Annotated in this window: 9 protein-coding genes; 2 read left to right on the top strand and 7 right to left on the bottom strand. The window is 72.3% G+C overall.

Going from position 1 to position 10436, the window contains the following annotated elements:
- Positions 1 to 33: 33 nt before the first annotated feature.
- A complete protein-coding gene (locus HMPREF3099_RS00250) occupies positions 34 to 2256 on the bottom strand; it encodes an NADP-dependent isocitrate dehydrogenase (RefSeq protein ID WP_070703214.1) in 2223 nt (740 codons plus the stop codon).
- 379 nt (positions 2257 to 2635) lie between these two features.
- Here HMPREF3099_RS00250 and HMPREF3099_RS00255 point away from each other — a divergent pair, with 379 nt between their 5' ends.
- Complete coding sequence (locus tag HMPREF3099_RS00255; protein ID WP_070703215.1) at positions 2636 to 3217, top strand: NADPH-dependent FMN reductase; 582 nt, start codon at positions 2636 to 2638, stop codon at positions 3215 to 3217.
- A 181-nt stretch (positions 3218 to 3398) separates the two neighbouring features.
- On the opposite strand, the gene thpD is transcribed toward HMPREF3099_RS00255, so the two are convergent.
- The 6 genes from thpD to HMPREF3099_RS00285 form a co-directional block, all read right to left on the bottom strand.
- Positions 3399 to 4331 (bottom strand): ectoine hydroxylase, encoded by a 933-nt coding sequence (gene thpD, locus HMPREF3099_RS00260; protein WP_070703216.1) that lies wholly within the window; start codon positions 4329 to 4331, stop codon positions 3399 to 3401.
- A gap of 137 nt (positions 4332 to 4468) precedes the next feature.
- A complete protein-coding gene (locus HMPREF3099_RS00265; RefSeq protein WP_070703217.1) occupies positions 4469 to 4885 on the bottom strand; it encodes an ectoine synthase in 417 nt (138 codons plus the stop codon).
- Positions 4886 to 4990: 105 nt separating this feature from the next.
- Positions 4991 to 6304: a diaminobutyrate--2-oxoglutarate transaminase gene (gene ectB, locus HMPREF3099_RS00270; RefSeq protein WP_070703218.1), complete on the bottom strand. Its 1314-nt coding sequence runs from the start codon at positions 6302 to 6304 to the stop codon at positions 4991 to 4993.
- 49 nt (positions 6305 to 6353) lie between these two features.
- Positions 6354 to 6863, bottom strand: a complete 510-nt coding sequence (ectA, locus tag HMPREF3099_RS00275) for a diaminobutyrate acetyltransferase (RefSeq protein ID WP_237769678.1) — start codon at positions 6861 to 6863, stop codon at positions 6354 to 6356.
- Positions 6860 to 7966, bottom strand: coding sequence for an aspartate-semialdehyde dehydrogenase (locus HMPREF3099_RS00280; protein WP_070703219.1), 1107 nt, complete (start codon positions 7964 to 7966; stop codon positions 6860 to 6862). Before HMPREF3099_RS00280 ends, ectA begins: the two co-directional genes overlap by 4 nt.
- A 14-nt stretch (positions 7967 to 7980) precedes the next feature.
- The gene (locus tag HMPREF3099_RS00285) at positions 7981 to 9273 is read right to left on the bottom strand and encodes an aspartate kinase (protein ID WP_070703220.1); all 1293 of its coding nucleotides are present in this window, start codon (positions 9271 to 9273) and stop codon (positions 7981 to 7983) included.
- Positions 9274 to 9485: 212 nt separating this feature from the next.
- Here HMPREF3099_RS00285 and HMPREF3099_RS00290 point away from each other — a divergent pair, with 212 nt between their 5' ends.
- On the top strand, positions 9486 to 10403 hold the full coding sequence (locus HMPREF3099_RS00290) for a universal stress protein (RefSeq protein WP_070703221.1): 918 nt from the start codon (positions 9486 to 9488) through the stop codon (positions 10401 to 10403).
- Positions 10404 to 10436 lie beyond the last annotated feature (33 nt).

The raw sequence follows: 10436 nt of genomic DNA on the forward strand, positions 1-10436 counted from the left end.
GTGGGGTGCGGCCCGTCCTGCAGCGGCGGGTGCTCAGGCGCTCATGCCGTCGATGACCTCGTTGAAGGTCTTCGAGGGACGCATCACCGCGGAGGTCTTGGCCTCGTCCGGGTGGTAGTAGCCACCCAGGTCCGCCGGGGAACCCTGCGCGGCCAGCAGCTCGCCGGCGATGGCCTCCTCGGCCGCGTCGAGCTTCTCGGCCACCGGGGCGAAGGTGGCGGCCAGGTCGGCGTCCTCGCTCTGGGCGGCCAGCTCCCGGGCCCAGTACAGGGCCAGGTAGAAGTGGCTGCCACGGTTGTCGATCTCGCCCACCTTGCGGCTCGGCGAACGGCCCTCGTCGAGCAGCGTCTCGGTGGCGCGGCCCAGGGCGTCGGCCAGCACGGCGGCCTTCGGGTTGCCCTCGTGCTCGGCCACGTGGCGCAGGCTCTCGGCCAGGGCCAGGAACTCACCCAGGGAGTCCCAGCGCAGGTGGTTCTCCTCGGTCAGCTGGTCCACGTGCTTGGGGGCCGAGCCGCCGGCACCGGTCTCGAACAGGCCACCGCCGTTCATCAGCGGCACCACCGACAGCATCTTGGCGCTGGTGCCCAGCTCCAGGATGGGGAAGAGGTCGGTGTTGTAGTCACGCAGCACGTTGCCGGTGACGCTGATGGTGTCCTCGCCGGCGCGGATGCGGTCCAGCGAGAACTGGGTGGCCTCCTCCGGCGCCATGATGCGGATGTCCAGGCCCTCGGTGTCGTGCTCCTTGAGGTACTTCTCCACCTTGGCGATGAGCTGCGCGTCGTGGGCGCGCTCGGCGTCCAGCCAGAACACGGCCGGGGTCTGCGAGGCGCGGGCGCGGGTCACGGCCAGCTTCACCCAGTCGCGGATCGGCTCGTCCTTGGTCTGGCAGGCGCGCCAGATGTCACCCGGCTGCACGGCGTGCTCCATGAGCACGGTGCCCGAGGAGTCCACCACCTGCACGGTGCCGGCGGCCGGGATCTCGAAGGTCTTGTCGTGGGAGCCGTACTCCTCGGCCTTCTTGGCCATGAGGCCCACGTTCGGCACCGAGCCCATGGTGGTGGGGTCGAATGCGCCGTGCTCCTGGCAGTCCTCGATGACGGTCTGGTACACGCCGGCGTAGGAGGAGTCCGGGATGACGGCCAGCGTGTCCTGCTGCTCGTCGTCCTTGTTCCACATCTGTCCGCTGGTGCGGATCATGGCCGGCATGGAGGCGTCCACGATGACGTCGCTGGGCACGTGCAGGTTGGTGATGCCCTTGCGGGAGTCCACCATCGCCAGGTCCGGGCCGTCGGCCAGACCCTTCTCGATGGCGGCGCGGATCTCGTCGGCCTGCTCGGCCGGCAGCTGGTCCAGGCCGGAGAGGATGGCGGCCAGGCCGTCGTTGGGGGAGAGGCCCGCGGCCTTGAGGGTCTCCCCGTGCTGGGCGAAGACCTCCGGCAGGAAGGCGCGCACCACGTGGCCGAAGATGATCGGGTCGGAGACCTTCATCATCGTGGCCTTGAGGTGCACGGAGAACAGCAGGCCCTCCTCCTTGGCCAGCTGCACCTGCTCGGCCAGGAAGCGGTCCAGTGCGGCCACGTCCATGCAGGTCGCGTCCACGACCTCGCCGTCCAGCACCGTGATGCCGTCCTTGAGCACGGTGGTCTGGCCGTCGGCGCCCACCAGTTGGATGGTGAGGGTGTCGTCGCCGTCGATGGTCACGGACTTCTCGTGGCTGAAGAAGTCGTCCTCGCCCATGGTGGCCACGCGGGTGCGGGAGTCCTCGCCCCAGGCGCCCATGGAGTGCGGGTGCTTGCGGGCGAAGTTCTTGACGGCCTGGGGGGCACGGCGGTCGGAGTTGCCCTCGCGCAGCACCGGGTTCACCGCGGAGCCCTTGACGGCGTCGTACTTGGCGCGCACTGCCTTCTCGGCGTCGGTCTGCGGGTCCTCCGGGTAGTCCGGCACGGCGTAGCCCTGCGCCTGCAGCTCGGCCACGGCCTCCTTGAGCTGGGGCACGGAGGCCGAGATGTTGGGCAGCTTGATGATGTTGGCGCGCGGCGTGGTGGCCAGCTCACCCAGGTTGGCCAGGGCGTCCTCCACGCGCTGGTCCTCGGCGAGCTCCTCGGGGAACTGGGCCAGGATGCGGGCGGCCAGCGAGATGTCGCGGGTCTCCACGTCGATGCCGGCGGCCCCGGCGAAGGCCTCGACGATCGGCTTGAGCGAGTAGGTCGCCAGGAGCGGCGCCTCGTCCGTCCGGGTCCAGCTGATGGTGGCCATCTGTCGTGTTCTCCCTCGTCTCGGGTGGTCCCGCCCCGCTCCGTGGGCGCGCGGCACCACGGGGCGCGGTGCGTGCGAGTGGGGCGGTACGGGTGGCGTACTGGTGCCCCAGCCTAGTTGGCCGCCCGATGCGGTGCCCACGGTCGTCCCCGATCAGCCAGTTCCGCACCGGTGCGGTTCTCGATGGGGCGGTGGCCCCACATCGGCACCGGTGCGGTTCTCGACAGTCGAGTTCGGCACCGGTGCTGAAGTCGGAGCGGCGGCAGGCCCAGATGCGCACCGGTGCGGAACTCGGGGCGGGGTCCCGGCATGATGGGGGACAGGTCACCGGTCCGGTGCGTCCGCCGGGGCCGACCCCGCCCCCCACTCCTGGAGAGTCATGCGCATCGCCGTCGTCATCGGATCCACCCGCCCCGGCCGCAAGGGCGAGGCCGTCGGTCGCTGGGTCGCCGAGCAGGCCACCGCCCGCGTGCAGGCCGGCGAGGCCGCCGAGGGCGTGGAGTACGAGCTCGTCGACCTGGCCGGGTTCGACCTCCCGCTGCTCTCCGAGCCCACCGTCCCCGGTGCGGCCAACGGCCAGTACGAGAACCCCGCCACCGCGGCCTGGGCCCGTACCATCGCCCCCTTCGACGGCTACCTGTTCGTGACCGCCGAGTACAACCACTCCATCCCGGCAGCGTTCAAGAACGCCTTCGACGTGCTGTTCGTGGAGTGGCGCCACAAGGCCATCGGTTTCGTCGGCTACGGCGCCGCCAACGGCGTGCGCGCGGTGGAGCACTGGCGCGCGGTGGTGGCCAACGCCTCGATGCTGCAGGCCCGCAACCAGGCCGGCGTCAACGTGTTCACGGCCTTCTCGCCGGACGGCACCTTCACCGCCCCGGAGGAGCTGGTGACCACGCTGCGCACCACCCTCGGCGAGCTGGAGGAGCTCACGGCGCTGGCTGCCTCGCGCCGCGCCTGACAGAGCGCCTGCCGGACGCGCACGACGCGTGGGTGGGGCGATCTGTCACGGTCACCCCACCCACGCGTCATGAGGGCGGGCGCTGGCTAGGCTGGCCAGCACGATGCCGGGCCATGTGGCCGGGCCAGCCCGCCCACCGGGCCGCGGCGCCCTCACCCGGCCACCAGCCCGGTCAGCCGGCTCAGTCCGCCTGCAGCACCTCACGGTGCTCGCGGGCTCCGAGGAACTCCGGCCGCGGGGCCGGGGCGGCGTAGGGCTCACCGCAGGCGTTGTCCGCCGCCGTGAACACGATGAACACGTTCGACCGCGGCGCCGGGGTGACGTTGCCGTTGGACGCGTGCATGCAGTTCGAGTCGAACCAGGTCGCGCTCCCGGCCCGGCCGGTGAGCACGTCGATGCCGAACTCGTCGTACATGCGCGTCAGCACGTCCGGGTCCGGCGTACCGGCGCCCTGGGCCACCAGCGAGGACTTGTAGTTGTCCCGCGGCGTCTCCCCGACGCAGGAGACGTAACGACGGTGCGAACCCGGCATGATCATCAGCGGCCCGTTGTACGGGTGGTTGTCCGTCAGGGCGATGGAGACGCTGATCGCGCGCGGCGAGGGCATGCCGTCCTCCGCGTGCCAGGTCTCGAAGTCCGAGTGCCAGGAGAACGGCGCCCCGCCGAAACCGGGCTTGAAGTTCACCCGGCTCTGGTGGATGGTCACCGGCCCGCCCAGCACCTGCTGTGCGCGGCGCACCAGCCGCGGGTCGTGCGCCACGGAGCGGAACAGCTCGTTGGTGCGGTGCACCTCGAAGACCGAGCGCAGCTGCCCCGAGGCCGCCTCGGTAATGGTGCGCTCGTCGGCCAGCACCTCCGGGTTGCGGGAGAGCTCGTCCAGCTCGGTGCGCATCCGCTCGATCTCCGCAGGCGTGAACAGGTCCGGCACCTGGGTGTAGCCCCGCTGCTCGACCTGCTCCAGCTCGTCCCCCTCGAAGGGGCCGTCCTGGGGTCCGCCGGCGACGACCGGGTCGCGGCGCTCCAGCACGGCGGGGCGGTCGGCCAGGCGGGTGGGGTAGTGGTCGGTGCGGCTGTCGGCGGCGGTGCGGGTCGTGTGGTTCGGGGTGGTCGTCACGGTGTGCCTCCTCGCATCACGCGGTCGGGTGGTCTGTGGTGTTCTTCCTCTCGGCGGGAACGACCGATCGGGCACCACGGCACCTGCCGCGGTGCCCGATCGGTCGGGCTCGGGGACGTGCCCCGGGGTCCGTCCAGTCAGCCCTGCGGGGTGTCCAGGCGGTTGCCCTCGGCGTCCAGCAGCGGGTACACGCCGTGCTCGTCGTGCACCTCACGGCCGGTCACCGGCGGGTTGAAGGTGCACACGCAGTGGATGTCCTCCTCCACGGTCACGGTGTGCTTGTCGTGGTCGTTGAGCAGGTACATCGTGTCCGGGCGCAGCTCGAACTCCTCGCCGGTCTCCCGGTTGGTGAGCGTGCCCTTGCCCTTGTAGACGTACACGGCCTCGATGTGGTTGGCGTACCACATGTCGGTGCTCGTACCGGCCTTGAGGATCGTCTGGTGGAACGAGAAACCCACGCCCGCGTCGGCCAGGAAGAACCGGCGGGAGCGCCAGTTGCCGTGCTCGACGTCGTTCTCGGTGCCGTTGAGCTCCTCGAGGTGGATGACCTTCATGCTCGTCTCCTTCGTCGTGTCGGTCGGGTCAGGGGGTCGGGTCAGGTCGGTCGATGGGGGCGGGCGCCGGAGGTGTCCCGGCGCCCGCGTCAGGGGGTGGGGCGCTCAGGCCCCCACGGCGGCCACGGACTCGGCCAGCACGGCCAGTGCGCGGTCCACCTGCTCCTCGGTGACGTTCAGCGGCGGCAGCAGCTTGACCACCTCGCTGGCGGGGCCGGAGGTCTCCACCATCAGCCCGCGCTCGAACGCAGCGGCGGCGATCTTCTCCGCGGCCTCGGTGTCGGCGAACGCGATGCCGCACATCAGCCCGCGCCCGCGCACCTCGGCCTCGCCGGAGGCCTTGCCGGCCAGCTCGGCCAGGCCGGCGTGCAGGCGCTCGGCGGTGGCGCGCACCCCGGCGGCGAACGCGTCGTCGGCCCAGTAGGTCTCCAGGGCCGCCGCGGCGGTCACGAAGGCGGGGGTGAACCCGCGGAAGGTGCCGTTGTGCTCGCCGGGCTCCCACTGGTCCAGCTCCGGGCGCACCAGGGTCACCGCCAGCGGCAGACCCAGGCCGGAGAGGGACTTGGACAGGCACACCACGTCCGGGGTGATTCCGGCCGGCTCGAACGAGAAGAACGTGCCGGTGCGGCCGCAGCCGGCCTGCACGTCGTCCACGATGAGCTTCACGTCGTGCTTGGCGCACACCTCGGCCAGCTGCTGCACCCACTCCATGGACGCGGCGTTCAGGCCGCCCTCGCCCTGGACGAGCTCCACGATGGCGCCGGCGGGCAGGTCGTCCCCGGCCTGCGCCCACGCGGCGTCCAGCGCCTCGAGGTCGGCCAGGTCCGCCGAGGCGGCGCCCTCGTGCCCGTCGTAGGCCACCTGCGTCACGTCGGTGAGCGGCACACCGGCGCCGGCGCGCTTCATCTTGTTGGCGGTCACCGACAGCGAGCCCAGGGTCATGCCGTGGAAGCCGTTGGTGAAGGACACCACCTCGGTGCGGCCGGTGGCCTTGCGCACGGCCTTGAGGGCGGCCTCCACGGTGTTGGTGCCGGTGGGGCCGGGGAAGAGCACCTTGTGGTCCATGCCGCGGGGCTCCAGCACGGTGCGGGTGAGGGCCTCCAGGAAGCGGCGCTTGGCCGGGGTGTGCATGTCCATGGAGTGGATCACCACGTCCTGCGAGAGGTGCTCCATGAGCGCGCCCTTGAGCGCCGGGTCGTTGTGCCCGTAGTTGAGGGCGCCGGCGCCGGCGAAGAAGTCCAGGTAGGTCTCGCCGGTCTCGGTGTGCTGCTCGGCGCCGCGGGCGGTGGTGAAGACCACCGGCCACTGGCGGCAGTAGGAGCGCACGGAGGACTCGCGCGCCTCGAAGATGCTGGTGTCCCCCGCGGTGTGCGGGGTGGTGGTGCTCGGGGAGTTCGTGCTCGGGGTCGTCTGGGTCATGTCGTCCCTCCTGGGAAGTCGGTCGGGCGTCCAGCGGGTGGTCGGGCGCTCAGGGGGTGCGCCCGGGTGCAGCGGCCGCCGGGCCCAGTGGCGCGATGCGGTGCAGCAGCTCGGCGTCGTGCACGTCGTCGGTCGGGAAATGGGCCGGGGTGATGAACTCCGTCACCTCCTCGGTGGCGCCGTGGCGGCGGGCGAACCCGGCGAACAGCGCGTTGGAGGCGTCGTTGTCGGCCGTGACGGTGGTCTCCAGGGCGGTGGCGCCGGTGGCCTCCACGGTGGCCTGCAGCATCCGCCCGGCCACCCCCTGCCCACGCTGCGAGGCGTCCACGCCCACCTGCCACACGAAGAGCGTGTCCGGTGCGGCGGGGCGCAGGTAGGACATCACGTAGCCCACCACCTGCCCGTCGGCCTCGGCCACGGTGCTCGTGGCGCCGAAGTCGTGGGCCATGAGCAGGTAGGCATAGGAGGTGTTGAGGTCCAGCACGCCGGAGTCGCGGGCGATGCGCCACATGGCGGCGCCGTCGTCCATCGTGGGGCGGCGCAGGATCAGCTCGCTCACGCGCCCACCCCCTGCTCCAGCAGCACCTCGGCCACCTGCACGGCGTTGAGGGCGGCGCCCTTGCGCAGGTTGTCACCGGCCACGAAGAGCACCAGGCCCCGGCCACCCTCGACGGACTGGTCGGTGCGCACGCGGCCCACCAGCACGTCGTCGCGGCCCGCGGCCTCCAGCGGGGCGGGGACCTCGGCCACGGTCACGCCGGGCGCCTCGGCCAGCAGCTCCAGCGCGCGCTCGGGGGTGAGCTCGCGGGAGAAGCGGGCGTGCACGGCCAGGGCGTGGCCGGTGAACACCGGGACGCGCACGCAGGTGCCGCTCACGGCCAGGTCCTCGATGCCGAGGATCTTGCGCGACTCGTGGCGCAGCTTCTGCTCCTCGGAGGTCTCGCCGGACCCGTCGTCCACGAGGTCGCCGGCCATGGCCAGGGCGTTGAACGCGATGGTGCGCGGGTAGGTCGAGGCCGCGGGCAGGGTGCCGTCCAGGGCGGAGCCGTCGTGCACCAGCTGCTCGAGGGCGCCCTCCCCGGCGCCGGTGGCGGCGCGCACCTGGCCCGCGAGCTCGTCCACGCCGGCCAGCCCGGAGCCGGACACGGCCTGGTAGGTGGCCACCTGCAGGGCCTCCAGCCTGGCCTCGTCGTGCAGCACCTTGAGCACCGGCATCGCGGCCATGGTGGTGCAGTTGGGGTTGGCGACGATGCCCTTGGGGCGGTCCTTCGCCGCCTCGGGGTTCACCTCGCTGACCACCAGCGGCACCTCGGGGTCGCCGCGGAAGGCCGACGAGTTGTCGATGACCACGGCACCGGCCTCGGCGAAGCGGGGGGAGTGCTCGCGGGAGGTGCCCCCGCCGGCGGAGAACAGCGCGATGTCGATGCCGCGCAGCTCCTCGGTGGGGGTGGCGGCCACGTCCTCCACGGTGAGGGTGCGGGTGGCGCCGGTGCCGTCGGTCCACTCCACCTGCTTGCCGGCCGAGCGGGCCGAGGCGAACAGGCGCAGGGTGCCCACGGGCACCTTCCGCTCGGTGAGCAGGCGCAGCATCACGGTGCCGACCTGGCCGGTGGCGCCGACGACGGCGATGGTGGGGGCGGTGTCGTTCTGGGTCGAGTCCATGGGGGTCGTCCTCCTCACCGACCGGTGCCGGCGTGCACCACGGCCGTCTGGTCGCTGTCGAGCCCGAACGCGGTGTGGATCGCGCGGGCGGCGTCCTCCACCTGGTCGTCGGCCACGACCACGGAGATGCGGGCCTCGGAGGTGGTGAACATGTTCACCGTGATGCCGGCGTCGGCCAGGGCCTTGAGCAGCATCGCGGGCACCTCGGCGTGGGAGCGCACGCCGTGGCCGCTCACCGAGACCTTGCCCACGTTCTCGTCCACGGCCACGTGGGCGAACTCCAGCGCGTCCTGCTGGGCCTCCAGGGCTTCCCGGGCGCGCTGCGCGTCGTCGGCCGGCAGGGAGAACGAGAAGTCGCACAGGCCGTTCTCGCGGGCGGTGTGGGTCTGGCCCAGCACGTCGATCACGGAGACCACCTCGGAGATGGCGGCGAGGATCGAGGCGGCGCGGCCAGGCTTGTCCGGCACGTTGACGACGGTGAGCATGGCCTGGTCGTGCGTGTGGGCCACGCCCTGGATGAGGGGTTCCTCCACGGGGTCCTCCTGGGGGTCGAGGTGGTCGGCGGGCACCTGGTCGCGGGAGGCGCTGACCCAGGTGCCGGGTTGGTCGGTGAAGCTGGAGCGGACGTGCAGGGGCACGTCGTGGCGCTGGGCGAACTCGACGGCGCGCAGGTGCAGGATCTTGGCGCCGTGGGCGGCCAGCTCGGTGGCGTCGGCGTAGCCCATCCACCCGATGCGGTGCGCGGTGGGCACGATGCGCGGGTCGGCGGTGAACATGCCGTCCACGTCGGAGTAGATCTCGCACACGTCCGCCTCGAGCGCGGCGGCCACGGCCACGGCGGTGGTGTCGGAGCCACCGCGGCCCAGGGTGGTGGTGTGCTCGTCGGCGGTCCAGCCCTGGAAGCCGGCGACGATGGCGACCTGCCCGGCATCCAGGCTGGTGCGCAGCCGGCTGGCGTCGATCTCGGTGATGCGGGCCGAGCCGAAGGCGTCGGTGGTGCGCAGCCCGGCCTGCCGGCCGGTGAAGCTCGTGGCGGCCACGTCCATCTCGTGCAGGGCCATGGCCAGCAGGGCGATGGAGATCTGCTCGCCGGAGGTGAGCAGCTGGTCGAGCTCGCGCTGGCTGGGGGAGTCGGTGATCTCGCGGCTGAGGTCGAGCAGTTCGTCGGTGGTGTCTCCCATGGCCGAGACGACGACGGCGACGTCGTGTCCGGCGGCCCGGGTGGCGGCGATCCGCCGGGCGACGCGCCGGATGCTCTCGGCGTCTGCCACGGAGGACCCGCCGTACTTCTGGACGACGAGGGACATGCACTCTCCAGGGGTCGGGGGCGGGGTCATCGTGCGATCTGGCTCCCTCGACCATAACGAGGGGTCATGATCGAGTCACATCGGGCGTCACCACATATGGGGTGAGAAGGGTCTCGCCGGCCCGCGGGAATGCACGCCGCGTGACCCGCCGGACCCCCTCGTGGCCGCGGGCTGCCGCGGCATAGGCTGGCGGTACTCAACAGGGAGGCACCATGACCGAGCACCGAGCCAGCACCGTCCCGCAGAACGCCGTCGTCGTGGGGGTCGACGGCACCGACCGCGACCGCGCGGTCGTGGAGTGGGCCGCCCGCTCCGCCCTGCGCCGCGGGGTGGGGCTGCACGCCGTCCACGCCCAGGAGACCATGGCCACCGCCTATGCGCCGGTCGGCTTCGGCATGGACGCCCCGCTGCTCACCCAGGCCGGCGACGAGGTGGACGAGGGGGCCGAGGTGCGCCAGCACGTCGAGGACATCCTTGCCTCGCTCGACCGGGCCCCGGAGCTCACCTTCAGCGCCCCGTGGAACACCGGCTCCCAGGCCCTCCTGGAGGCCGAGGAGCACGCCCAGCTCATCGTGGTGGGCACCGCCCGCAAGCACGGCCTCACCCGCTTCCTGCTGGGCTCCACCAGCCTCACCGTCGCGATGCACGCGCGCTGCCCCGTCATCGTCGTGGGGCCCGAGGGCGTGCCCCCGGAGAAGGGCCTGCTCGTGGTGGGCGTGGACGGCTCGCGCGACTCCACCAAGGCCCTGCGCTTCGCGATGCACGCGGCCTCCAACTGGGGCCAGCGGGTCCGCGCCGTCACCACCTGGAACATGGCCGTGGTCAACGGCTACGTGGTCACCGAGCCGGACTCCCAGGAGTGGAAGGACATCGTGGCCGACCTCGAGAAGTCGGTGCAGGCGCAGGTGGACCAGGTCCGCGCCGACGAGCCGGCGCTGGCCGACGTGCAGGTGGAGGTCACGGCCCTGCACGGTCGCCCCGTCACCGCGCTCACCGAGGCGTCCGCCGAGGCCGACCTCGTGGTCGTCGGTTCCCGCGGCCGCGGCGGCGTGGCCGGCGCCCTGCTCGGCTCGGTGAGCCAGGGCGTGCTCGCCGAGGCCCACTGCCCGGTCGCCGTCCTCACGCACTGAGCGGCACCCCTGCACGCCGCGGCCCCCTCCCGG

Origin of the sequence: Kytococcus sp. HMSC28H12 (genome assembly GCF_001816045.1) — a bacterium.
GTDB classification, from domain to species: Bacteria; Actinomycetota; Actinomycetes; order Actinomycetales; family Dermatophilaceae; genus Kytococcus; species Kytococcus schroeteri.

Excerpts from the sequence above, each read along its gene's own strand:
- HMPREF3099_RS00250 (WP_070703214.1), bottom strand. The coding sequence starts at position 2,256 with ATGGCCACCATCAGCTGGACCCGGACGGACGAGGCGCCGCTCCTGGCG.
- HMPREF3099_RS00255 (WP_070703215.1), top strand. The coding sequence starts at position 2,636 with ATGCGCATCGCCGTCGTCATCGGATCCACCCGCCCCGGCCGCAAGGGC.
- HMPREF3099_RS00265 (WP_070703217.1), bottom strand. The coding sequence starts at position 4,885 with ATGAAGGTCATCCACCTCGAGGAGCTCAACGGCACCGAGAACGACGTC.
- ectB (WP_070703218.1), bottom strand. The coding sequence starts at position 6,304 with ATGACCCAGACGACCCCGAGCACGAACTCCCCGAGCACCACCACCCCG.
- HMPREF3099_RS00280 (WP_070703219.1), bottom strand. The coding sequence starts at position 7,966 with ATGGACTCGACCCAGAACGACACCGCCCCCACCATCGCCGTCGTCGGC.
- HMPREF3099_RS00285 (WP_070703220.1), bottom strand. The coding sequence starts at position 9,273 with ATGTCCCTCGTCGTCCAGAAGTACGGCGGGTCCTCCGTGGCAGACGCC.
- HMPREF3099_RS00290 (WP_070703221.1), top strand. The coding sequence starts at position 9,486 with ATGACCGAGCACCGAGCCAGCACCGTCCCGCAGAACGCCGTCGTCGTG.